This is a genomic window from Pantoea sp. SM3 (assembly GCF_000963995.1).
Lineage (GTDB): Bacteria > Pseudomonadota > Gammaproteobacteria > Enterobacterales > Enterobacteriaceae > Pantoea > Pantoea rwandensis_B.
Map to the genome: position 1 here is coordinate 28,216 of NZ_JZRD01000040.1, position 23,540 is coordinate 51,755.

Here is a 23,540-nt window from a genome sequence, read left to right on the forward strand (position 1 = left end):
GTTATTCAGCGAGCGGGGCGCTTTCGCCGGGCTGCGGCAGGGCAATCGCCAGCGGTTGGCCAAGACGGGTTTTACTCTCGGCTTCGAGACTTTCCGCCAGCTTGACGCGGCCCGGTGCGAACAAGTTAATCACTGTCGAACCGAGTTTGAAACGCCCCATTTCCTGACCTTTCAACAGCACAACAGCGCCGTCATGATCGGCTGAAGGATAACGCCAACGTTTAATCACCCCTTCACGTGGTGGCGTAATGGTGCCCGCCCACACGGTTTCGATGCTGCCCACAATGGTCGCTCCCACCAGGATCTGCACCATCGGGCCATGATCGGTATCGAAGACGCAGATCACACGCTCATTGCGTGCAAACAGGTTCGGGATGTTACGTGCTGTCAGCGGGTTGACGGAGTAAAGGTCGCCCGGCACATAAATCATTTCGCGCAGAATGCCGTTACAGGGCATGTGCACACGGTGATAATCGCGCGGTGCGAGATAGGTGGTGATGAACTCGCCATCGACGAACTTTTCCGCCAGATCGTCGTTACCGGCCAGCAAGGCCTGCAACGAATAGTAATGGCCTTTCGCCTGGAAGATCTGATCGCCTTCGATGCGGCCTAACTGGCTCACCGCGCCATCGGCTGGCAGCGCCAGCAAGGTCGCGTCGGGATCAATCGGTCGCGCTCCCTCTTTTAGCGGACGCACGAAGAAGTCATTGAAGGTGCGATAGCTACCGGTATGGGGTTTGCTGGCTTCGGCCATATCCACTTTGTAGTACCAGACAAAAATGTCGATGACCGCTTTGGTCAGCCAGCCACCGCGACGACTGGCGCCCCAGCCGGCAAGTTCGGTCAGCCCTTTTTTAGGCAGAATATGATTCAGGCCGAGTTTAAAACGATCAAACACCGTTGCCTCCTGGCTTAATTACGCTTGGTTTACACAAAAGGGGGCGGATTGTAGCAGCGCCCCGGTCAGTTGGCGAATGTGCCGTTGTACCCGTTAATCTTCGCTGGCGGAAAAGTTTTTACGCGTTTTTACCTGCGCCATACTCTCCAGAATCCGGTGGTAGTTATCGAAGCGCGAGATGTTGATTGTTCCATCCTCTACCGCTTCGCGAATGGCGCAGCCGGGATCGGTATCATGCTTGCAGTCGCGGAAACGGCAACCGCCGATAAACTCACGAAATTCGACAAATCCACGGGTGATTTGTTCCGGCTCCAGATGCCATAAACCGAATTCACGTACGCCTGGAGAATCAATCACGTCGCCGCCGTGCGGGAAGTGATACAGGCGTGAGGCTGTGGTGGTGTGTTGGCCCAGACCGGAGTTATCAGAGACATCGTTGGTCAGAATCTCATCGCCCGCCAATTCCAGTCCCAGCAGATTGTTCAGCAAACTGGATTTACCCACACCAGATTGACCCGCAAAAATGCTCACGCGATCGGTTAAGGCCTGTTCCAGCTCCGCCAGGCCATCTTTGGCACGGCTGGAGACCATCAACACGCGATAGCCAATTTTGCGATAGATATCCATCTGCTCATCCACAAATGCGCGGGCTTCCGCGTCGAGCAGATCGGTTTTGTTCAGGACCAGCAGCGGCTCAACGCCCAGGGTTTCACTGGCCACCAGATAACGATCGATGATATTGAGCGAAAGTTCCGGCAGGATCGCCGACACAATGATGATCTGATCGATGTTCGCCGCGATCGGTTTAACGCCATCATAGAAGTCCGGACGGGTCAGCACCGTTTTACGTTCGTGAACCGCTTCTACGATGCCTTTGCCGCCGCCAATCGCCGCACGCCACAGCACCCGGTCACCGGTGACCAGCGAGCGAATGGTGCGACGGATATTGCAGCGATGCACTTCGCCCACGCCATCTTCCACATCTGCGTGCATGCCGAAACGGCTGATCACCACGCCTTCGCTCGCTTCTCCAAACAGGTTGTCATCCGGTTCCGGCTTTTCATTCCGTTGCTGCAGACGACGCTGATGGTTAGCGCTTACGCGACGTTGTTGACCCTTCGACAGTTTATTTTTGCTCACGCATCCTCTCACGGCTTTCGCCAGGCTTCGCCCCGCTGGGCAAAACGTCTATGATACACCTGAAACGAGTGTAATGACGACTTTGGCAACAGGCGGGAAACGCATGACAGCTGGAAATGAAAATAATCTGATTTGGATCGACCTGGAAATGACCGGATTGGATCCGGAGCAGGATCGCATTATTGAGATCGCCACGATCGTCACCGATGCCAACCTGAACATTCTGGCAGAAGGCCCGGTGTTTGCGGTGCATCAGTCTGATGAGCAATTGGCATTGATGGATGAGTGGAATGTGCGTACGCACACCAACAGTGGCTTGGTCGAACGTGTGAAAGCCAGCCAATACGACGACCGTGCTGCAGAGCGGGCGACCATCGAATTTCTCAAGCAGTGGGTGCCGGCCAACACTTCTCCGATTTGCGGCAACAGCATCGGTCAGGATCGTCGCTTCCTGTTCAAATACATGCCGGAGCTGGAAGCCTACTTCCATTACCGTTATCTGGATGTCAGCACGCTGAAAGAACTGGCGCGTCGCTGGAAACCGGATATCTTGCCAGGCTTCAAAAAAGCCGGCAGCCATCAGGCGCTGGACGATATTCGCGAGTCCGTTGCTGAGTTGGCGTATTACCGCGAGCACTTCTTGCAGCTTTAATCGGCAAAGGGTGCGCAGGAAATCATCAGGTTGCCGATTAAAGCAGCAAACGAACTGAAAGCGCAAAATTTTGCTTTTAGACTCTTGCGACTGAAAGGATTTCTCGTATAATGCGCACCCCGTACCGGTGAAGAATTTACAACGGTGCGCAGCAGTAACACGAAGTTCCAGAATCAAGTATTTCGGTTTGCGGCAAGGCAGCAACGGAACGAATCACAGAGAGCTTACTTCAGTAAGTGACCCGTGTGAGTGAAGGAAGCTAACGCAGCAGCAAATTGAAAGACGAAGATTATGCGGGAATAGCTCAGTTGGTAGAGCACGACCTTGCCAAGGTCGGGGTCGCGAGTTCGAGTCTCGTTTCCCGCTCCAAACTTCGTAAGCAGTAACCTCTTTGCGGGAATAGCTCAGTTGGTAGAGCACGACCTTGCCAAGGTCGGGGTCGCGAGTTCGAGTCTCGTTTCCCGCTCCAAAATCTGTTTAGTAGTAACCTCTTTGCGGGAATAGCTCAGTTGGTAGAGCACGACCTTGCCAAGGTCGGGGTCGCGAGTTCGAGTCTCGTTTCCCGCTCCAGATTTTCATATTCACTAATGTTATTTGCTCTCGGGCGTAATCAGACTTAAAACTGCTGCAGTCTTTATCGATCTTATGCGGCCTGTTTTTCTTTCTGGAAATTTTACGTACCGCATTAGCACCAATGATGCCTGTAGTCTGTTGCAGTTATCTTACAGGTTATCCACAATGCGCGTGCAACGTGCTGACGGCGTTTTACCTTATATGCAAAACTGTTTTAAACAGAGTTATCCACAAGCTCTGGACAAGCCCCTGCGCGCTAAACTCTACATTAATGTTTACAGTAATTACCTAATTAGTTGTTTTTATTGTATTTATAGGTATTTCAGTCTGTGAATAGTCTTGCTAGACGATATAACGATCCCCGTCACTATTCGGCTCTATAATTTTATTCACAGCATGTGGAAAAGGATTTTATCCTGCGCGATTGGTCAATCACGCATCACGCACCAGGCCTTTCTCGACGGCGCGCACTAAGCGCTGTTTCTTCGCGGGCTGAACCTCTACCCCCTGTGCTGCACGTTTCTGTAACTGCTGCGCGATGGCCCAGTCAATATGCTCATCCAGCATGGCGTGTTCACCGCTACGCATTTGCAACGCCGCCAGATTTTCTTCTGCCCAGGGCGCATTGCCCAATGCCACCGCGATGTTCCTCAGCCAGCGCAAGTGGCCGATGCGACGAATCGCCGAGCCTTCCGTGACACGCAAGAATTTCGCTTCGTCCCACTGAAAAAGATCCACCAACGGTGGCGCGTGCAGCACCGCACGCGGTGAGAAATCATCTTCATCGGTTAACTGACCGTAACGATTCCACGGACAGATAAGCTGGCAATCGTCACATCCGTAGATGCGGTTACCAATCAGCGGGCGGAACTCTTCCGGTATCGCGCCTTCGAGTTCGATGGTGAGATAGGAAATACAGCGCCGCGCGTCAACCACATAAGGCTCAACGATGGCGGAAGTAGGGCAAATAGTGATGCAGGCGACGCAGCGACCGCACTGTTCTTCCTGTGGCTGATCGACGGGCAGCGGCAAATCAATCAGCAACTCGCCGAGAAAGAACCAGGAACCGGCTTCGCGATTGAGAATGAGCGAGTGTTTACCGGTCCAGCCCAGGCCTGCTTTAGCGGCAATCGGGCGCTCGAGAATCGGTGCGGAATCGACAAATGGGCGGAAATTGAGTTCGCCACAATGCGCCTGAATCATCTCTCCAAGCTTTTTCAGTCGATTGCGCAATACTTTGTGATAATCGCGGCCCAGCGCATAGCGGCTGACATAACCCAACTGGGGATTTTTTAAGGTGCTGGCAAACGCTGCTTTCGCGGGAAGATAGTTCATGCGCACGCTGATCACGCGCAGTGTGCCGGGCAGGAGTTCGTGTGGGCGGGCACGCATCATGCCGTGGCGCGCCATCCAGTCCATCTCTCCGTGATACTGCTTCTCCAGCCAATCCTGTAATTTGGGCTCTTCAGCGCTGAGATCGGTATCGCAAATACCAACCTGCTGAAAGCCAAGTTCGCGCCCCCACAGTTTAATTTGGTGGGCAAGCTGTTGAAGATCGAGAGGGTATGACATGAGAAACCAGGCAATTGAAGCAAACCCGCGCAGTTTACCACACTCTGTCTGGCCTGCGCAGGCAATAGGGCAACTGGAGCGCAATGCGGCGGATAGCCTGGGTTTAACCTTGTACGAATTAATGCTGCGCGCCGGGCAGGCGAGCTATGAGCGAGCGCGGGCACAGTGGCCGCAGGCGCAGCACTGGCTGATTCTCTGCGGACAGGGTAATAACGGGGGCGATGGCTATGTGGTGGCGCGGCTGGCACAGGCGGCGGGATTGCGCGTCACATTGCTGGCGTGTAGCGGCAATAAACCCTTGCCGGAAGAAGCACAGCAGGCGCAAGAAGCCTGGCTGGCGGCGGGAGGGGTGATACATGCCCCGGATGCGCCATGGCCGCAAAACATTGATGTGATCGTCGATGCATTGCTCGGTACTGGCATCAATCGTGCGCCAGCCGCACCTTACGCTGAATTGATTGATCTGGCCAATGCACATGCCGCACCCATCTTCGCGATAGATATCCCATCGGGATTGGATGCCGCCACTGGCACCACGCCTGGCAACGCCATCAACGCGGATGTCACCCTGAGTATGATTGTGCTGAAACCGGGATTGTTGACCGGTAAAGCTCGCGATCACGTGGGCCGGTTACATTGTGATGCGCTAGGGCTGAACACCTTCCTCGCAGGCGAGACGGCCCCCATTCAACGCTACGATGCGGCTGATCTGGCGCACTGGCTGAAACCACGAAAAGCCACTTCGCACAAAGGCGACCATGGACGTTTAGTGGTGGTGGGAGGGGATACTGGCACCGCCGGGGCAATCCGAATGACGGCAGAAGCAGCGCTGCGCAGTGGTGCTGGGCTTGTGCGCGTGCTCACGCATGAAGATAATATCGGCCCGATTCTGACGGCACGGCCGGAGCTCATGGTCGATGCGTTGGGTGAAGAAACGCTGGAGCAAGCCCTGCAATGGGCTGACGTGATCGCTATCGGACCCGGACTGGGACAACGAGATTGGGCTCAGAAGGCACTGAAAAAAGTCGCGGCCAGTGAAAAGCCGATGCTTTGGGATGCTGATGCGCTTAACCTGCTGGCAATCAAGCCGGATTACCGTCAGAATCGCATCATTACTCCGCATCCTGGCGAGGCCGCACGACTGTTAGGCGTTAAGACCCGTGAGGTCGAGCGCGATCGCTTACAGGCGGCACAAACGCTGGCAAAACGCTATGGCGGGGTGGTGGTGCTGAAAGGCGCAGGCACGATCGTGGCCAGCGCGGCAGGTGACATCGCGATTGCGGATGTAGGCAATGCGGGGATGGCATCCGGCGGCATGGGCGATGTACTGAGCGGTGTCATTGCGGCCATGCTGGGCCAGAAACTGACTTTACTTGAGGCAGCCTGCGCGGGCTGTGTCGCACACGGTGCAGCGGCAGATGCGGTTGCCCGGCAGCGCGGTACGCGCGGCATGTTAGCCACTGATTTGTTCGAACTGCTGTGGCAGTTTGTTAATCCAGAGATGATCCAACAATAAAGCATGAAGACCTGTGTTATCCCTTTGCCCGATGAGGCGGCAACCCTAAATCTGGGTGCGCAACTGGCCCGCGTTTGCAGCAGCGCGTTGGTGATCTATCTTTATGGCGATCTCGGCGCCGGTAAAACCACGTTTAGCCGCGGCTTTTTGCAGGCGCTTGGCCATCAGGGTAATGTCAAAAGCCCAACTTATACGCTGGTGGAGCCGTACGAACTCGGCTCACGCACGCTGTATCACTTCGATCTTTATCGCCTGGCCGATCCTGAAGAGCTGGAGTTTATGGGTATCCGCGATTACTTCAGCGGGGATGCATTGTGTCTGGTCGAATGGCCGCAGCAGGGAGCCGGCGTATTGCCCGAACCCGATCTGGCATTGACGCTGCGCTACGTGGACGCGGCGCGAGAAGCGGAGATCCGCGCGGTATCTGCGGTGGGTGAAACGTTGCTGTCTCAGTTCCAACAAGGCAGGGAATCGGCATGACCGCATGGATGAAAGGGATTGTGCTGGCTGCGCTCTGTATCGTTTCTGCTTCTGCGTTATCTGCCACCTTGTCAGATATCAAAGTCGATAACGGCGACAGCCAGGCAACCGTCACGCTGAGTTTTAATGGTCAACCCGTGTATGGTTTCTTCCCGCTGCATAATCCCAATCGTGTGGTGCTGGATATTCGGCAAAGCGGCGCGATTAAGGGCTTACCGCTGAACTTTAGCGGCGAAAATATCGTACAACGTATTCGTAATAGCCAGCCGAAAGACAAACAGAGTATTCGTTTGGTGTTCGAACTGACCCAGGCGGCACACACGCGTGCCAGCACCCAACGTGACGGCAATCAGTATCGCGTGGTGTTTACCATTCGCGGTACGCAACCGGCAAAACGCAGCACTGCTGCCGCACCGGTGACCACCGCCCGCCAAAGCGAAAGTGCCGCGAATCCGTTTAATGCCAATCCGGTGACCACCGTCACCAGCAGCAACACCACGGTACGTCCGGGTGGCGCCGTTTCACGCAATGACACGGTGATTGTGGCGATTGACGCCGGCCACGGTGGTCAGGACCCCGGCGCATCGGGCCAGCATGGCCTGCACGAGAAGAACGTCACCATTGCCATTGCGCGCAAACTGAAAGCGCTGATGGATCAGGACCCGATGTTTAAGCCTGTGCTGACGCGAAACGGCGATTACTTTATCTCGGTGATGGGGCGTTCCGAGGTGGCGCGAAAAGAGAATGCCAACTTACTGGTATCGATTCACGCTGATGCCGCGCCCAACCATTCGGCGACCGGCGCATCCGTTTGGGTGTTGTCAAACCGTCGCGCCAATAACGAAATGGCGAACTGGCTGGAACAGAAAGAGAAGCAGTCCGAATTGCTGGGCGGTGCCGGTGATTTACTGGCAAACAGCCAGGCTGATCCTTACTTAAGCCAGGCGGTACTGGATCTGCAATTCGGTCATTCACAGCGCGTTGGCTATGATGTTGCGGTGAAAGTGCTGCAGCAACTGCGCGGAGTGACGCCGTTGCACAAACGTTTACCGGAGCATGCCAGCTTAGGCGTGTTGCGTTCCCCGGATATCCCTTCTTTACTGGTTGAGACTGGCTTTATCAGTAACGCGGCGGAGGAGCGGCTGCTTGGCAGCAGCGCGTATCAGGAGAAAATTGCTCAGTCGATCTATAAAGGACTGCGCAACTATTTCCTCGCGCATCCGCTGCAATCCATCCCAAAGGAGGAAAACCGGCCGCTGGACAGCGCACCAGCGGTTAGCGTGGCCAGCAACCCGGCAACCGGAACCGTGCAATACACTGGCGCGACGCAGCGCCATACGGTGACGCGGGGTGAGACGTTGTCAGGTATTGCCGCCAAATACGGTGTCAGCATGGCAACCCTGCGTGACCTCAATAGCCTGAAGCGCGATGTGGTGTGGGTCGGGCAACGTTTGAAAGTCCCGGCAAAATCGGGCGTTAGCGTGACCGCTGCGAGTCGTCCTACCCGACACAAAGTGGTACGCGGTGACTCACTCACTGGGATTGCCGCTCATTATGGTGTCAGCCCCAAAGCCATCATGCAGGCGAATAATATGAAGTCGAGCAACGTGATGCTGGGGCAAAACTTAAAGATTCCACAATCCTGATTGCTGGCGCTGCGGCGCCAGTCTGCTTAAAGGATCACCACCATGCCAATACAGATTTTACCGCCGCAGCTGGCGAACCAGATTGCCGCCGGCGAAGTGGTTGAGCGCCCGGCATCGGTCGTAAAAGAGCTGGTGGAAAACAGTCTTGATGCCGGCGCAACGCGCATTGACGTTGATATCGAAAAAGGCGGCGCGAAGTTGATTCGCATCCGCGACAACGGTTGTGGCATCGCCAAAGCCGAACTGGCCATGGCATTGGCTCGCCATGCCACCAGTAAAATTGCTTCGCTGGATGATCTTGAGGCGATTATGAGCCTCGGTTTTCGCGGCGAAGCCCTCGCCAGTATCAGTTCGGTTTCACGCCTCACGCTAACTTCTCGCACTGCGGATCAACACGAAGCCTGGCAAGCCTATGCGGAAGGACGTGATATGGATGTCACGGTGAAACCCGCAGCACATCCTGTCGGGACGTCGCTGGAAGTGCTCGATCTGTTTTACAACACCCCGGCGCGGCGCAAGTTCATGCGCACTGAGAAGACCGAATTTACCCATATTGATGAAGTGATTCGCCGTATCGCGTTGGCGCGCTTTGACGTGGCAATTTCGCTGACCCACAACGGCAAGATGATTCGCCAGTATCGCGCCGTGGATCAGGAAGCGCAGCGTGAACGCCGTCTTGGCGCCATCTGTGGCACCCCCTTTATGCAGCATGCTCTGCGCATTGACTGGCAACATGACGATCTGGCGTTACGTGGATGGGTGGCCGATCCCGCCGGGTCACGTCAGGTCACAGACCTGCAATATTGCTACGTCAATGGACGCATGATGCGTGACAAGCTGATCAACCATGCGATTCGGCAGGCGTATCAGACGCAGTTGGGGGAAGATCAACAGCCCGCTTATGTGCTCTATCTGGAGATCGATCCCCATCAGGTGGATGTCAACGTTCATCCCGCCAAGCACGAAGTGCGTTTTCATCAGTCACGACTGGTGCATGATTTCATCTGGCAAGGCGTGATGAGCGCTTTGCAGGCGAGCCGTGTCGCAGAGTTGCCAATCGCGCATGCGGAAGAGCCCGCGCCGAAGTGGCAGCCAGAGAACCGACAGGCTGCGGGGACGAATCATTTTGCGCAACCGGCGAGCACACCACGCAGTAGCACCAGCTCCATCAGCAGCGGTGCGGCTGCGGCGGGAACACACGCGGGTTGGCAGAATAAAGAGCCGGTCTATCGCGCACGTGAAGGTGCTGCTTATCAGCAGCTCATGAAAACGCCTGCGGCCGACACGCCTCGCGCCGCCGCGCCGCAACCGGCACCTGTGCGTCAACCTGAAGCACGGGAAGCGCCGTTGGCCGCACATGCACAAAGTTTTGGTCGCGTGCTGAGTGTGATGCATGAGCAATATGCGCTGTTAGAACGTGGCCCACAGTTACAGTTGTTGTCACTCAGTGTGGCCTCACGCTGGCTGAAACAGGCCCAGTTACAACCGGGAGAAGAGGGCTTAAAACCCCAACCTTTACTTATTCCGGTGCGGCTGAAAATTGCCAAAGAAGAGTTGAATGTGATCGATACTCAGGGCGCACTGTTACGGCTGATGGGCATTGATTTACAACGAGAAGGTCAGCACGTCACCTTGCGCGCTGTCCCTTTACCGTTACGCACACAAAATTTACAAATCTTGATTCCAGAACTGTTAGGCTATCTCGCCCGGCAGCAAGAGGTTTCTGCATCGGCGCTGGCCCAATGGCTGGCACGTCGTGATGATGCAGAAAACGCTCACTGGAATCACTCGCAGGCGATTGCACTGTTGGCAGAGCTCGAACGACTTTGCCCGCACTTGCTTAAATCGCCGCCTTCAGGTCTGTTACAGACCATTGAGATTGAGAGCGCGATAAACGCGTTGAAGCATGAGTGAACTAAACCAGGCTAGCCGGCCTAAGGCAATTTTTTTGATGGGGCCTACCGCCTCCGGTAAGACGGCATTAGCGATTTCGCTGCGTCAGCAACTTCCGGTGGAACTTATCAGCGTTGACTCTGCCTTAATCTATCGCGGGATGGATATTGGCACGGCGAAACCGTCGGCAGAGGAGTTAGCACAGGCGCCCCATCGTTTGCTGGACATTCGCGATCCAGCGGAAGCGTATTCCGCTGCTGAGTTTCGTCGCGATGCGCTGGCAGAAATGGCGGAGATTACTCAAAAGGGTAAGATTCCGTTGCTTGTTGGTGGAACCATGCTCTACTTCAAGGCGTTGCTTGAAGGATTGTCGCCGCTGCCCTCGGCCGATCCCGACGTGCGTCAGCGGATAGAGCAAATGGCGGCGGAGAAAGGGTGGGATGCCCTGCACCGCCAGCTGTGTGAAATCGATCCGGTCGCCGGTAGTCGTATTCATCCGAATGATCCGCAGAGACTTTCGCGAGCACTGGAAGTTTTTTTTATTTCGGGTAAAACTTTAACGGAACTGACAAAAACATCCGGCGAAGCGTTACCCTACGACGTGTACCAGTTTGCTATCGCTCCGGCGAATCGTGAACTTATACATCAACGCATTGCGTTGCGTTACGACCAGATGCTAGCGTCAGGATTTGAAGCGGAGGCTCGTGAACTGTTTGCACGAGGTGATTTGCATACGGATATGCCTTCCATTCGTTGTGTAGGTTATCGCCAGATGTGGTCTTATCTCTCTGGTGAAATCGATTACGACGAAATGGTTTATCGGGGAATTTGCGCCACCCGGCAGCTCGCTAAACGCCAGATGACCTGGTTACGTGGCTGGCCCAACGTCCACTGGTTAGACAGTGACGAGCCAGAATTAGCCCGTAATGCGGTGCTTCAGGTAGTTAGTGCGTAGCAGGGACGATTGTGTACAATTGGTCCGTTATCGTGCGCAAATTTTTACGCAGTTTTTCTGAACCACGGTTCTTAAAGTAACAAACAACAAGCATATAAGGAAAAGATAGAATGGCTAAGGGGCAATCATTACAAGACCCGTTTTTGAACGCATTGCGTCGTGAACGTGTACCGGTTTCGATCTATTTGGTGAATGGTATTAAGCTGCAAGGACAAATTGAATCCTTTGATCAGTTCGTCATTCTGTTGAAAAACACGGTTAGTCAGATGGTGTACAAGCACGCCATCTCTACAGTGGTTCCTTCTCGTCCGGTTTCGCACCATAGCAACAACCCGGGCGGTAGCGGTGGCAGCAGCAATTACCACCATAGCGGAAGCAACCAGGGCGCTCAGTCGCAGCCACAACAAGACGGCGATAACGCAGAATAATTTTGCGCTGCCGTAAAGCCAGGGCTGGGGAGCGAAAGCGTTTTCCCGTCCTGGTTATTTTATTTTAGCGAGGTTATAGCTTGTTTGACCGTTATGATGCCGGTGAGCAGGCCGTACTGGTACACATCTGGTTCTCCCAAGACAAAGAGCTGGAAGATTTGCAGGAGTTCGAAACTCTTGTCTCTTCTGCGGGCGTCGAAGCGCTGCAAGTCATTACGGGCAGCCGTAAAGCGCCACATCCCAAATATTTTGTCGGTGAAGGAAAGGCAGTTGAAATTGCCGATGCGGTGAAAGCGAGTGGAGCATCGGTCGTATTATTCGATCATGCCTTATCGCCTGCCCAGGAACGTAATCTCGAGCGAGTGTGTGAATGTCGCGTTGTCGACCGCACTGGCTTAATTCTCGATATTTTTGCTCAGCGCGCCCGTACCCATGAGGGTAAATTACAGGTCGAGCTGGCACAGTTGCGCCACATGGCAACCCGTTTGGTGCGTGGATGGACGCACCTTGAGCGCCAAAAAGGCGGTATTGGTTTGCGTGGTCCCGGTGAAACGCAGCTGGAAACGGACCGCCGCTTACTGCGTAATCGCATTAGTCTCATCCTTTCTCGCCTTGAGCGTGTAGAGAAGCAGCGCGAACAGGGCCGACAAGCACGCGCCAAAGCCGATGTGCCGACCGTTTCGCTGGTGGGATACACCAACGCCGGCAAATCTACCCTGTTCAATGCGGTGACGTCAGCCAATGTGTATGCGGCCGATCAGCTGTTTGCGACCCTCGATCCGACACTGCGTCGCCTGAATGTGGCAGACGTGGGTGAGGTGGTTTTAGCGGATACCGTTGGGTTTATTCGCCACTTACCGCATGATTTAGTGGCGGCCTTTAAAGCCACACTGCAGGAAACACGTCAGGCGACGCTCTTGCTGCACGTGATTGACGCTGCCGATTTGCGCGTCAACGACAACATCGACGCTGTTAATGAAGTATTGGCAGAAATCGAATCGGATGAAATTCCCGCGCTGTTGATTATGAATAAAATCGACATGCTGGACGGTTTTGTGCCGCGTATTGATCGTGATGAAGAGAATAAGCCGACACGCGTCTGGCTTTCTGCTCAGAGCGGTGAAGGTCTACCCTTACTTTGGCAGGCGCTGTCTGAACGCTTAGCCGGTGAAATTGCGCAGTATGATTTACGTCTGCCGCCAGAAGCGGGCCGTTTGCGCAGCCGCTTCTACCAACTGCAGGCGATTGAGAAAGAATGGAATGAAGATGATGGTTCTGTCGGTATGCATGTGCGAATGCCGATCGTTGACTGGCGTCGTTTGTGCAAACAGGAACCGTCATTAGCCAGTTATATTGTTTGATATTGCCCTAACGCCTTTACCCAACTTATTGAAAAATGCAGTGATGATTGCTGTGAGCCGCAAATTAGCAGGTTATACCCGACTATTTCGGATTTCAGCATGGCGGCAACTGAGTGAATCTTCGGGCACTTACGTCAGTCAGTGACCGGAGTGCGCGAAGACAGCCAACGCAGCTGCAATTCGCAAGAGAAGGGTAAAAAACGTAAATACAATAAATGGAGTAGAGACATGGCGTGGAATCAGCCCGGAAATAACGGACAGGACCGCGACCCGTGGGGAAGCAGCAATAATCAAGGCGGCAACTCTGGGGGAAATAAGGGAGGGCGCGATCAGGGGCCTCCTGATCTGGATGATATCTTCCGTAAGCTGAGTAAAAAACTCGGCGGACTGGGCGGTGGCAAACAGAGTGACAACAACGGCCAGCGCGGCGGCGGTAGCGGTGGCAAACTGGTTGGCATCGTTGCCGTAGCTGCAGTGGTCATCTGGGCTGCCAGCGGTTTCTACACCATTAAAGAAGCAGAACGTGGGGTTGTGACTCGTTTTGGTAAGTTCAGCCATCTGGTTGAGCCGGGCCTGAACTGGAAGCCAACCTTTATCGATCAGGTGCGTGCCGTTAACGTTGAAGCGGTGCGTGAGCTGGCTGCTTCTGGCGTAATGCTGACTTCGGACGAAAACGTGGTGCGCGTGGAAATGAACGTGCAGTACCGCGTAACCAATCCTGAGCAGTATTTGTACGCGGTCACCAGCGCTGACGACAGTTTGCGTCAGGCCACCGACAGTGCACTGCGCGGGGTGATTGGTCGTTCTACCATGGACCGTATCCTCACTGAAGGTCGTACCGTGGTGCGTAGCGAGACGCAACGTGAGTTGGATGAAACCATCCGCCCTTACAACATGGGGATTACGCTGCTTGACGTTAACTTCCAGGCGGCACGTCCACCGGAAGAAGTGAAGGCCTCGTTTGACGATGCCATCGCCGCGCGTGAAAACCGTGAGCAGTACGTGCGTGAAGCAGAAGCTTATTCGAATGAAGTGCAGCCACGTGCGAACGGTCAGGCGCAGCGTATTCTGGAAGAGGCCCGTGCATACAAAGAGCGCACGGTGTTAGAAGCGCAGGGTGAAGTGGCACGCTTTGCTTTACTGCTGCCGGAATACAAAGCCGCACCGCAAATCACCAAAGAGCGTCTGTATATCGAAAGCATGGAACGTGTGCTGAGCCATACGCGCAAAGTTCTGGTTAACGACCGTGGTAACAGCCTGATGGTGCTGCCGCTGGATCAACTGATGCGTGGTGGTCAGATTTCTGGCAGCCAGGCAGGCCAGAAAAACACTAATTTGATGAAGCTGCCTTCGTCTGGCAGCAGTGCCAGCAATGATGACTCTTCGTCTTACAGTCCGAGCAGCATCATGGACCAGCGTCGCGCCAATGCGTTACGCAACGATACCCAGCGCGCAGGGAGGGAGTAATCGATGCGTAAGCCAATTATTGCCGTAATTATTGTCGTCCTGGTGGCGCTGTACGCATCACTGTTCGTGGTGCAGGAAGGTGAGCGCGGTATCGTGCTGCGCTTCGGTAAAGTTCTGCGCGATAGCGAGAACAAGCCGCAGGTTTACGAGCCGGGCCTGCACTTCAAGATCCCGTTTATTGAAACCGTGAAGTCGCTGGATGCGCGTATCCAGACCATGGACAACCAGGCCGATCGCTTTGTTACCAAAGAGAAGAAAGACCTGATCGTTGATTCCTACATCAAGTGGCGTATCAGTGATTTTAGCCGCTACTACCTGGCAACCGGCGGTGGTGATGTTTCTCAGGCGGAAGTGCTGCTGAAACGTAAGTTCAGTGACCGTCTGCGTTCTGAGATGGGTCGCCTGGATGTGAAAGACATCGTGACGGATTCACGTGGTCGTTTGACCACCGACGTGCGTGATGCGTTGAACACCGGTACTGCAGGCAGTGATGACGAAGTACAAACGCCAGCTGCTGATGATGCGATTGCCAGCGCGGCAGCCCGCGTTGAGCGTGAAACCAACAGCAGCGAGCCAGCACCGAACCCGAACAGTATGGCTGCATTGGGTATCCAGGTAGTTGACGTGCGCATCAAGCAGATCAACCTGCCGGCGGAAGTGTCTGATGCTATCTACAACCGTATGCGCGCAGAGCGTGAAGCGGTTGCCCGTAGCCAGCGTTCACAAGGTCAGGAAGAGGCAGAAAAACTGCGTGCTCAGGCGGATTACCAGGTCACACGTACTTTGGCTGAAGCTCAGCGTCAGGCATTGATTTCACGTGGTGAAGGTGATGCGCAGGCAGCAAAACTGTTTGCAGATGCTTTCGGTCAGGATCCTGATTTCTATGCCTTTATCCGCAGCCTGCGTGCTTACGAGAACAGCTTCTCTGATAACCAGGATGTGATGGTGTTGAGCCCGGATAGCGATTTCTTCCGCTTTATGAAGGCACCGACTAACACCGCGCGTTAAGAACTGATATAACCTTGAGGCCGACAATGTTGTCGGCCTTTTTTTTTGGGGAAAATTAGAATGAACACAACCATCTGGATGGCGCTGGCATTAGTTCTGGTGCTGGAAGGGCTGGGTCCGATGTTTCTGCCGCGTGTCTGGCGCCGCATGATTCTGTCGATGGCGCAGTTGCCCGATCGCATCCTGCATCGTTTTGGTGGTGGATTAGTGGTAGCGGGCGTGGTGATTTATTACATGCTGAGTGTGCATGCGAGCGCATAGCGTTAAATTTGAGCGGTGACGCACGGCTAAATTGTGTCTTGCGGTCGATGTTTCCCCCAACATGTTGTATTGATCAAAACGCGGGCAAAAAACCGCGCAATCGTATGCTAAAAGTGCTGAAAGTGAGCAAAACCGATGGTAGAATCCATTTTTAAGCAATCGGTGATTTTGAAAAAATGGGTAAGAACGTCGTCGTACTGGGCACCCAATGGGGTGACGAAGGTAAAGGTAAGATCGTAGACCTTCTGACTGAACGCGCGAATTTCGTTGTGCGTTACCAGGGTGGCCACAATGCAGGCCATACACTTGTCATCAACGGTGAAAAAACCGTCCTCCATTTAATTCCATCTGGCATCCTGCGTGATAACGTGACCAGCATCATTGGTAATGGTGTTGTACTGTCGCCTGAAGCGCTGATGAAAGAGATGAAAGGTCTGGAAGAGCGCGGTGTGCCGGTACGTGAACGTCTGCTGATCTCTGAAGCATGTCCACTGATTCTGCAATATCACGTCGCGATGGACGTGGCGCGCGAAAAAGCGCGTGGCGCCAAAGCGATTGGTACCACCGGTCGTGGTATCGGTCCAGCTTACGAAGATAAAGTTGCACGTCGCGGTCTGCGCGTGAGCGATCTCTTCAACAAAGAAACCTTCGCCGTTAAGCTGAAAGAAATCGTCGATTTCTACAACTTCCAGCTGGTTAACTACTACAAAACTGATGCGGTTGACTACGAAAAAGTGCTGAGCGATACGTTGGCTGTGGCTGACATTCTGACCAGCATGGTGGTTGACGTTTCTGACCTGTTGGACGGTGCGCGCAAGCGTGGCGATCTGATCATGTTCGAAGGCGCACAGGGTACGCTGCTGGATATCGACCACGGTACTTATCCGTACGTGACCTCGTCTAACACCACCGCAGGTGGCGTGGCGACCGGTTCCGGTATTGGCCCACGTTATGTCGATTACGTGCTGGGTATCGTTAAAGCTTACTCAACGCGTGTTGGTGCGGGTCCATTCCCTACCGAACTGTTTGATGAAACTGGCGAGTTCCTGTGTGCTCAGGGCCACGAGTTTGGCGCGACTACCGGTCGCCGTCGTCGTACTGGCTGGCTGGATGCGGTTGCCGTACGTCGCGCAGTACAGATCAACTCCCTGTCAGGTTTCTGCATGACCAAACTGGACGTGCTGGATGGCCTGAAAGAAGTGAAAATCTGTGTGGCTTATCGCATGCCGGATGGCCGCGAGATGACCACCACGCCACTGGCAGCGGAAGGTTGGGAAGGTATTGAGCCAATCTACGAAACCATGCCAGGCTGGAGCGAAACCACCTTTGGTGTGAAAACGCTGGAAGGTCTGCCGCAGGCCGCGCGTGACTACATCAAGCGTGTAGAAGAAGTGACCGGTGTGCCGATTGATATTATTTCAACTGGCCCGGACCGTAGTGAGACCATGATTCTGCGCGACCCGTTCGACGCATAATCTTACATGGCCGGACACTGTCCGGCCTTTGTTTATCCGCTCTTTGACTCCGCTCACTCTCTTTTTTCTTGCAATTATCGATACTTGCTTAAGAAAAAACGCACCGGCTTCCACGCTCTGGTTTATCATCATATTTAAATACCACGCCGACCGGCGCATAACCCTAACGCCCGATGGTTCACCGAGGTATATGTGCAGCTAACGAGTTTCACCGATTATGGTCTGCGTGCGCTGATTTACATGGCGACGTTGCCGGAAGGTAAGCAGACCAACATTACCGAAGTCACCGATACCTACGGGGTGTCGCGTAACCATATGGTTAAAATCATCAACCAACTAAGCCGGGCTGGCTTTGTCGCCGCAACACGCGGTAAAAACGGCGGAATTCGTTTAGGCATGGACCCGGAAAAAATCGTTATTGGTCAGGTCGTGAGAAAAATGGAGCCATTGCAGTTGGTGAACTGTGAGGAGTGCGCCATCACACCGGCCTGTCGTCTGCGCAAGGCGCTGCACGATGCGGTCCAGTTATTCCTCAAAGAGCTGGATAACTATACGTTGGCCGATCTGGTCAAAGATAACGATTCACTGTACCAAATTTTATTGTCCGAACCGCCGGTGGCAATCCAAATTAAATGACATCGGAGGAACCGTAATGTCAAAAGATCCTTACCAGGATAGAGAAGCAGAAAAGTACGACAACCCCATTCCAAGCCGCGAATTTATTCTGGCGCTGTTAGAAAAGCGTGAGAAACCCATCAATCGCGATGAAATTGCCCAGGAATTGAATATCACCAGCGAAGAGCAGCTTGAAGCGCTGCGCCGTCGTCTGCGCGCCATGGAGCGTGACGGTCAGCTGGTGTTTACCCGTCGTCAATGTTACGCCCTGCCAGAACGCCTCGACTTACTGCGCGGTAAAGTGATTGGTCACCGTGATGGCTATGGCTTCCTGCGCGTCGAAGGCCAGAAAGATGATTTCTATCTGTCTGCTGAGCAGATGAAATTTTGCCTGCACGGTGATGTGATTCTCGCACAGCCGGGCAGTGCAGACCGTAAAGGTCGCCGTGAAGCGCGCGTGGTGCGCGTGCTGGAACCACGCAACAGCCAGATTGTTGGCCGTTACTTTACCGATGCCGGCACCGGTTTTGTGGTGCCGGATGACAGCCGCCTGAGCTTCGACATCCTGATCCCGCAGGAAGAAACCCAGGGCGCGCGCATGGGCTCGGTGGTGGTTGTAGAGATCGTTCAGCGCTCAACTCGTCGCACCAAAGCCATCGGTAAGGTCACCGAAATTCTCGGCGATAACATGGGCACCGGTCTGGCGGTCGATATGGCGCTGCGCACCCACGAGATCCCTCATACCTGGCCGGAAGAAGTTGAGAAAGAGATCTCGAAACTGAAAGAGCAGGTGCCAGAGGCGGCAAAAAAAGGCCGCGTCGATCTGCGTGAATTACCGCTCGTTACCATTGATGGTGAAGATGCGCGTGACTTTGACGATGCCGTCTACTGTGAGAAAAAGCGCGGTGGTGGCTGGCGTCTATGGGTGGCGATTGCTGACGTCAGTTATTACGTGCGCCCAGGCACAGCGTTAGATGACGAAGCGCATCAACGCGGCACCTCAGTCTACTTCCCATCGCAAGTGGTGCCGATGCTGCCGGAGATCCTCTCCAACGGACTGTGCTCGCTGAACCCGCAGGTTGATCGCCTGTGCATGGTATGCGAGATGACCATCTCTTCCAGCGGTAAGCTCACTGGCTATAAGCACTACGAAGCGGTGATGAACTCCCATGCGCGTCTGACTTACACCAAAGTGTGGAACATTCTGCAGGGTGATACCGAACTGCGTGAGCAGTATGCCGCTCAGGTGAAACACCTTGAAGAGCTGCATCACATGTATCAGGAGTTGGAAACCGCACGTGAGCAGCGTGGTGGCATCTCCTTCGAAACTGAAGAAGCCAAATTTATCTTCAATGCGGAGCGCCGTATTGATCGCGTTGAACGAACCGTGCGTAACGATGCGCACAAGCTGATCGAAGAGTGCATGATTCTCGCCAACATCGCCTCGGCGCGTTATGTTGAGAAGCATCAGGAACCGTCACTGTTCCGCGATCACGATCGTCCAACCGAAGACAGCATCAAAAGCTTCCGCACTGTATTGAACGAGCTGGGGTTGAGCCTGCCAGGTGGCGCGAAACCGCAGCCTGTCGACTATGCCGAATTGCTCAAGCAAGTGGCCGATCGCCCCGATGCAGAAATGCTGCAAACCATGTTGCTGCGCTCAATGAAGCAAGCGGTGTACGATCCTGAAAACCGTGGTCACTTTGGCCTGGCGTTGCAGTCCTATGCGCACTTCACCTCACCGATTCGTCGTTACCCTGATCTGCTGCTGCACCGTGCGATCAAATACCTGCTGGCGAAAGAGCAGGGCACGCTGAAAGGTAACACCACGCCAAACGGCGGTTATCACTACGATATGCAGCAGATGTTGCAGCTCGGTCAGCACTGCTCGATGACTGAACGCCGTGCTGATGAAGCCACGCGTGATGTCGCGGACTGGCTGAAATGTGACTTCATGCAGGATCAGGTTGGCAACGTGTTTAGCGGCGTGATCTCCAGCGTGACCGGTTTTGGCTTCTTCGTGCGTCTCAACGATCTGTTTATCGATGGCCTGGTGCACGTCTCTTCACTGGACAACGATTACTATCGTTTCGATCCGATTGGTCAGCGTCTGATTGGCGAATCTGGTGGCCGTACTTATCGTTTAGGCGATACGGTGGAAGTGCGTGTGGAAGCGGTGCACATGGATGAGCGCAAAATCGACTTTGCGCTGATCTCCAGCAAGCGCGTACCGCGCGGCGAGGGTAAAACCGAGCGCGAACGTGAGAAGCGCGGCGGCAAGCCGCCCGCAAGACGTCGTCGTGATGCGGGTAAAAAGGGCACCTTCGAGCCAGATTCAGCGTTCCGCAGCGAGAAGAAGCAGCCTGCGCCTGCTGAAAAATCGGCAAAAAATGAGAAAAAAGGCAAAAAAATCTCTGAGAAAACCCGTAAAATCGCCGCCGCCACCAAGGCCAAGCGCGGGTCGAAGAAGAAACCTAACGAAGCTTGAGGGTTGGCTCGCGAAGTCTAAAGACCTGATCGCACTTTGAAGCTGGGGCCGCCTTAAACGGCGCCCCTAAGCCAGGCCAGCGTGCTGAGATGGCGCCCGTAGGGCAGATCATGGATAAGTGCGTAGTGATGGCGACCCTAAGTTATGCCAGCGTGCTGTGATAGCGCCCGCACGACAGATCATAGATAAGTGCGTAGTGATGGCGGCCCTAAGTTAGTTCAGCGTGTTATGACGACGAGCGTACGTTAAATCGGCGCGTTTTGTAGGGTGCGCATTAATGTGCATCGAAATTAATACCCTTATATTCAGATATATACATCCAACCTTGAGCAAACAAATGAGTGAAATAATTTTTGGTATTCATGCCGTGCAGGCGCTGCTGGAACGTGATCCTCAGCGTTTCCAGGAAGTCTTTATTCTCAAAGGCCGTGACGATCGTCGCCTGCAGCCGCTGATTGCCGCACTGGAAGCTCAGGGAATTGTGGTTCAGGTGGCTAATCGCCAATGGCTCGACAGCCAGGTGGAAGGCGGTGTGCACCAGGGTATCGTGGCACGCGTAAAGCAGGGTAAAAATTATCAGGAAGGTGATTTGCCTGATCTGCTGCAAAGTCTGGATAAACCTTTCCTGCTGGTACTGGACGGCGTCACCGATCCGCATAACCTCGGTGCTTGCCTGCGTAGCGCCGACGCTGCGGGCGTACATGCCGTCATCGTGCCGAAAGATCGTGCCGCACCGCTGAATGCTACGGCGAAAAAAGTCGCCAGCGGCGCAGCTGAGAACGTGCCACTGATCCGCGTCACCAACCTGGCGCGTACACTGCGTTTACTGCAGGAGTACAACATCTGGGTAGTGGGCACCGCAGGTGAGGCCGATCACACCGTGTACCAGAGCAAAATGACCGGCCCGATGGCGCTGGTGATGGGCGCGGAAGGCGAAGGCATGCGTCGTCTGACCCGTGAACACTGCGATGAGCTGATCAGCATCCCAATGGCGGGCAGCGTCTCTTCTCTGAACGTCTCTGTCGCAACCGGTGTCTGCCTGTTCGAAGCGGTGCGTCAGCGTTTGGCGTGATCCCCGCCGCAAAAGTGTTTCTGAGCCAGGCATAACTGCACATCCCCCTCATACTTGAACCATGCGTTTTATGAGGGAGATGCCACATTATGACCTGGACAACCCACAGCGTTTTCAATCAGCCCCATCCTCTTAGTCATAGCAATTTATTCACCCGCGATATCGCCTTGTGCGAGGCCGTCGTGCGCGAAGGTGCAGGCTGGGATCGCGAATGGCTGGCTTCTGTTGGACTGCAACTCGGCAGCGCTGAATCGCTGGAATTAGGTCGGCTGGCGAATACCCAACCGCCTGAGCTGCAGCGCTATGACGCACGCGGTGAGCGGCTGGACGAAGTGCGCTTTCATCCCGCCTGGCATCTGCTCATGCAGGGATTATGCGCCAGCCGCTTGCACAACCTCAGCTGGCAACCTGATGTTCAGCCTAATGCGATGGTAGCGCGTGCCGCGCGCTTTATTCTGCATGCTCAGGTCGAAGCGGGTTCACTCTGCCCGGTCACCATGACGCATGCCGCCATTCCGCTACTGCAAAACCATCTGCCGGAAGCCTACGATGATTGGCGCGAAGCGCTGCTGAGCGATCGCTACGATGCGCATCATCAGCCGGGCAATAAAAAGCGCGGCCTGTTGATTGGCATGGGCATGACCGAGAAGCAGGGCGGAACCGATGTGCTCAGCAATAGCACGCGCGCGGAACCCATTGGGTCACGCGGTACGGGTGAACCTTATCGCATCACCGGTCACAAATGGTTTTTCTCTGTGCCGCAAAGCGATGCGCATCTCATTCTGGCGCAGACTTCGCAAGGGCTGAGCTGTTTCTTTCTGCCGCGTCTGCTGCCTGATGGCACGCGCAACGCGATTCGCATTGAGCGCCTGAAGGACAAGCTCGGCAACCGATCCAACGCCAGCGCCGAGGTGGAATTCCAGGATGCGATTGGCTGGCTGATGGGCGAAGAGGGCGATGGCGTGCGGCTGATCTTAAAGATGGGCGGCATGACGCGCTTTGATTGCGCGCTGGCCAGCCATGGCTTGATGCGCCGCGCCTTATCGATTGCCCTGCATCATGCGCAGCAGCGTCAGGTGATGGGCAAAAACCTTAGCGATCAACCGCTAATGCGCACCGTGCTGGCGCAGCAGGCCTTGCAGCTGGAAGGGCAAACCGCGCTACTGATGCGATTAGCACGCGCATGGTCCACGCCTGCCAGCGAGCACGAACGTTTGTACGCACGGCTATTCACGCCCGCCGCCAAGTTTGGCATTTGCAAAGCCGGCATACCGTTTGTGGCAGAGTCGATGGAGGTGCTGGGCGGTATCGGCTACTGCGAAGAGAGTGAACTGCCACGTCTGTACCGCGAGATGCCAGTCAACAGCATTTGGGAAGGCTCAGGTAACGTGATGTGCCTCGACGTGCTCCGCGTGCTGGGTCGCCAGGCCGATGTGATGACCATGCTTAACGATGAATTTGAAGCGGTAAAAGGCAGCAATCGCCACTTTGATCGTCGCTGGCGCCAGTTAAGGCTGCAGCTTAACCATGTGCGAGAAGGCACGGCGCGTGAGGTGACGCAGGAACTGTTACAACTGGCGAGCGCGGCGATTCTGTTGAAAGTGGCTGAACCGCCGTTGGCCGATGGCTGGTGCGATCAACACCTGGATATGCGGGGGCGACGTTCGCTGAGTGACGATCTCAGCACGCGCTTACTGCTGCGAGCCAGCACTGGCTGAAGGCGCGCCATAGAGAATGGCGGTGCCGTACCAAAAGCCAGGCAGTGTGGTTTCATCCAGCATCAGGATTTGGTAGTAAACCGCGCCCGCCTGATTCGCTCGTGCGCCTAATGCGCGCTCGGCATCATCCGGTGAGCCACGGGTGGAGACCGTGATATTACCCAGTTTGCGCAAGCCATAGCTTTGCGCGCGGCTGATTTCCTGCGCGTGGCTGGTCGGCGGCGGTGGGGCTTCCGGTGTGGTTTTAAACGCGGCACAACCGGTTAGTAACAGGCTCAACACCAGTAAAAAGCGACGCATAATACGCTCCTGATAAGGAAGA

At 54.8% G+C, this 23,540-nt stretch carries 20 protein-coding genes and 3 tRNA genes; 19 read left to right on the plus strand and 4 right to left on the minus strand.

The features are described 5' to 3' along the window. Position 1 precedes the first annotated feature (1 nt). Positions 2–898: an archaetidylserine decarboxylase gene (asd, locus tag VI01_RS21235; RefSeq protein WP_038644387.1), complete on the minus strand. Its 897-nt coding sequence runs from the start codon at positions 896–898 to the stop codon at positions 2–4. 93 nt (positions 899–991) lie between these two features. Continuing rightward, complete coding sequence (gene rsgA, locus VI01_RS21240) at positions 992–2,038, minus strand: small ribosomal subunit biogenesis GTPase RsgA (protein ID WP_045816540.1); 1,047 nt, start codon at positions 2,036–2,038, stop codon at positions 992–994. Between the two features lie 103 nt (positions 2,039–2,141). Between rsgA and orn the strand changes: the two genes are divergently transcribed. The 4 genes from orn to VI01_RS21260 all read left to right on the plus strand — a co-directional run bounded on the left by orn (position 2,142) and on the right by VI01_RS21260 (position 3,260). Beyond that, positions 2,142–2,690 (plus strand): oligoribonuclease, encoded by a 549-nt coding sequence (orn, locus tag VI01_RS21245; protein ID WP_038644391.1) that lies wholly within the window; start codon positions 2,142–2,144, stop codon positions 2,688–2,690. 293 nt (positions 2,691–2,983) lie between these two features. Then, a tRNA-Gly gene (locus tag VI01_RS21250) sits at positions 2,984–3,059 on the plus strand. Between the two features lie 24 nt (positions 3,060–3,083). Next, positions 3,084–3,159: transfer RNA gene (locus VI01_RS21255), tRNA-Gly, on the plus strand. A 25-nt stretch (positions 3,160–3,184) separates the two neighbouring features. Next, positions 3,185–3,260, plus strand: a tRNA-Gly gene (locus tag VI01_RS21260). 435 nt (positions 3,261–3,695) lie between these two features. Here the strand turns inward: VI01_RS21260 and queG are convergent. Next, positions 3,696–4,835, minus strand: a complete 1,140-nt coding sequence (gene queG, locus VI01_RS21265) for a tRNA epoxyqueuosine(34) reductase QueG (protein WP_045816541.1) — start codon at positions 4,833–4,835, stop codon at positions 3,696–3,698. Here queG and nnr point away from each other — a divergent pair. From nnr to VI01_RS21340, 15 genes are all read left to right on the plus strand, one after another. Beyond that, a complete protein-coding gene (nnr, locus tag VI01_RS21270) occupies positions 4,834–6,351 on the plus strand; it encodes a bifunctional ADP-dependent NAD(P)H-hydrate dehydratase/NAD(P)H-hydrate epimerase (protein WP_075564125.1) in 1,518 nt (505 codons plus the stop codon). The two genes, queG and nnr, sit on opposite strands and share 2 nt — an antisense overlap. A 3-nt stretch (positions 6,352–6,354) precedes the next feature. Next, positions 6,355–6,831, plus strand: a complete 477-nt coding sequence (gene tsaE, locus VI01_RS21275; RefSeq protein WP_045816542.1) for a tRNA (adenosine(37)-N6)-threonylcarbamoyltransferase complex ATPase subunit type 1 TsaE — start codon at positions 6,355–6,357, stop codon at positions 6,829–6,831. An 8-nt stretch (positions 6,832–6,839) separates the two neighbouring features. After that, positions 6,840–8,477, plus strand: coding sequence for an N-acetylmuramoyl-L-alanine amidase AmiB (gene amiB, locus VI01_RS21280; protein WP_369800323.1), 1,638 nt, complete (start codon positions 6,840–6,842; stop codon positions 8,475–8,477). A gap of 42 nt (positions 8,478–8,519) precedes the next feature. Beyond that, entirely contained in the window at positions 8,520–10,391 is a 1,872-nt protein-coding gene (gene mutL / locus VI01_RS21285) for a DNA mismatch repair endonuclease MutL (protein WP_045816543.1), read from the plus strand. Continuing rightward, complete coding sequence (gene miaA / locus VI01_RS21290) at positions 10,384–11,325, plus strand: tRNA (adenosine(37)-N6)-dimethylallyltransferase MiaA (protein ID WP_045816544.1); 942 nt, start codon at positions 10,384–10,386, stop codon at positions 11,323–11,325. Before mutL ends, miaA begins: the two co-directional genes overlap by 8 nt. Before the next feature lie 110 nt (positions 11,326–11,435). After that, entirely contained in the window at positions 11,436–11,753 is a 318-nt protein-coding gene (gene hfq, locus VI01_RS21295) for an RNA chaperone Hfq (protein ID WP_034829366.1), read from the plus strand. 80 nt (positions 11,754–11,833) lie between these two features. After that, the gene (hflX, locus tag VI01_RS21300; protein WP_038644406.1) at positions 11,834–13,114 is read left to right on the plus strand and encodes a ribosome rescue GTPase HflX; all 1,281 of its coding nucleotides are present in this window, start codon (positions 11,834–11,836) and stop codon (positions 13,112–13,114) included. Positions 13,115–13,342: 228 nt separating this feature from the next. Beyond that, a complete protein-coding gene (gene hflK, locus VI01_RS21305) occupies positions 13,343–14,581 on the plus strand; it encodes an FtsH protease activity modulator HflK (RefSeq protein ID WP_034829354.1) in 1,239 nt (412 codons plus the stop codon). A 3-nt stretch (positions 14,582–14,584) separates the two neighbouring features. Then, positions 14,585–15,589 (plus strand): protease modulator HflC, encoded by a 1,005-nt coding sequence (hflC, locus tag VI01_RS21310; RefSeq protein ID WP_034829352.1) that lies wholly within the window; start codon positions 14,585–14,587, stop codon positions 15,587–15,589. A 60-nt stretch (positions 15,590–15,649) separates the two neighbouring features. Next, positions 15,650–15,850 (plus strand): DUF2065 family protein, encoded by a 201-nt coding sequence (locus VI01_RS21315; RefSeq protein WP_038644411.1) that lies wholly within the window; start codon positions 15,650–15,652, stop codon positions 15,848–15,850. 176 nt (positions 15,851–16,026) lie between these two features. Continuing rightward, a complete protein-coding gene (locus VI01_RS21320; protein WP_034829348.1) occupies positions 16,027–17,325 on the plus strand; it encodes an adenylosuccinate synthase in 1,299 nt (432 codons plus the stop codon). Between the two features lie 192 nt (positions 17,326–17,517). Further along, entirely contained in the window at positions 17,518–17,961 is a 444-nt protein-coding gene (nsrR, locus tag VI01_RS21325; protein ID WP_034829346.1) for a nitric oxide-sensing transcriptional repressor NsrR, read from the plus strand. Positions 17,962–17,977: 16 nt separating this feature from the next. After that, positions 17,978–20,428 carry a ribonuclease R gene (rnr, locus tag VI01_RS21330; protein WP_045816545.1) on the plus strand — a complete coding sequence of 817 codons (2,451 nt, stop codon included), beginning with the start codon at positions 17,978–17,980 and terminating at the stop codon, positions 20,426–20,428. 337 nt (positions 20,429–20,765) lie between these two features. Beyond that, the gene (gene rlmB, locus VI01_RS21335) at positions 20,766–21,500 is read left to right on the plus strand and encodes a 23S rRNA (guanosine(2251)-2'-O)-methyltransferase RlmB (protein WP_038644417.1); all 735 of its coding nucleotides are present in this window, start codon (positions 20,766–20,768) and stop codon (positions 21,498–21,500) included. An 89-nt stretch (positions 21,501–21,589) separates the two neighbouring features. Then, a complete protein-coding gene (locus VI01_RS21340; RefSeq protein WP_045816546.1) occupies positions 21,590–23,218 on the plus strand; it encodes an isovaleryl-CoA dehydrogenase in 1,629 nt (542 codons plus the stop codon). Here the strand turns inward: VI01_RS21340 and bsmA are convergent. Then, positions 23,192–23,518 (minus strand): biofilm peroxide resistance protein BsmA, encoded by a 327-nt coding sequence (gene bsmA, locus VI01_RS21345; protein WP_045816547.1) that lies wholly within the window; start codon positions 23,516–23,518, stop codon positions 23,192–23,194. The genes VI01_RS21340 and bsmA overlap by 27 nt on opposite strands. Positions 23,519–23,540 lie beyond the last annotated feature (22 nt).

Excerpts from the sequence above, each read along its gene's own strand:
- orn (WP_038644391.1), top strand. The coding sequence starts at position 2,142 with ATGACAGCTGGAAATGAAAATAATCTGATTTGGATCGACCTGGAAATG.
- nnr (WP_075564125.1), top strand. The coding sequence starts at position 4,834 with ATGAGAAACCAGGCAATTGAAGCAAACCCGCGCAGTTTACCACACTCT.
- queG (WP_045816541.1), bottom strand. The coding sequence starts at position 4,835 with ATGTCATACCCTCTCGATCTTCAACAGCTTGCCCACCAAATTAAACTG.
- tsaE (WP_045816542.1), top strand. The coding sequence starts at position 6,355 with ATGAAGACCTGTGTTATCCCTTTGCCCGATGAGGCGGCAACCCTAAAT.
- amiB (WP_369800323.1), top strand. The coding sequence starts at position 6,840 with ATGAAAGGGATTGTGCTGGCTGCGCTCTGTATCGTTTCTGCTTCTGCG.
- mutL (WP_045816543.1), top strand. The coding sequence starts at position 8,520 with ATGCCAATACAGATTTTACCGCCGCAGCTGGCGAACCAGATTGCCGCC.
- miaA (WP_045816544.1), top strand. The coding sequence starts at position 10,384 with ATGAGTGAACTAAACCAGGCTAGCCGGCCTAAGGCAATTTTTTTGATG.
- hfq (WP_034829366.1), top strand. The coding sequence starts at position 11,436 with ATGGCTAAGGGGCAATCATTACAAGACCCGTTTTTGAACGCATTGCGT.
- hflK (WP_034829354.1), top strand. The coding sequence starts at position 13,343 with ATGGCGTGGAATCAGCCCGGAAATAACGGACAGGACCGCGACCCGTGG.
- hflC (WP_034829352.1), top strand. The coding sequence starts at position 14,585 with ATGCGTAAGCCAATTATTGCCGTAATTATTGTCGTCCTGGTGGCGCTG.
- VI01_RS21315 (WP_038644411.1), top strand. The coding sequence starts at position 15,650 with ATGAACACAACCATCTGGATGGCGCTGGCATTAGTTCTGGTGCTGGAA.
- VI01_RS21320 (WP_034829348.1), top strand. The coding sequence starts at position 16,027 with ATGGGTAAGAACGTCGTCGTACTGGGCACCCAATGGGGTGACGAAGGT.
- rnr (WP_045816545.1), top strand. The coding sequence starts at position 17,978 with ATGTCAAAAGATCCTTACCAGGATAGAGAAGCAGAAAAGTACGACAAC.
- rlmB (WP_038644417.1), top strand. The coding sequence starts at position 20,766 with ATGAGTGAAATAATTTTTGGTATTCATGCCGTGCAGGCGCTGCTGGAA.
- VI01_RS21340 (WP_045816546.1), top strand. The coding sequence starts at position 21,590 with ATGACCTGGACAACCCACAGCGTTTTCAATCAGCCCCATCCTCTTAGT.
- bsmA (WP_045816547.1), bottom strand. The coding sequence starts at position 23,518 with ATGCGTCGCTTTTTACTGGTGTTGAGCCTGTTACTAACCGGTTGTGCC.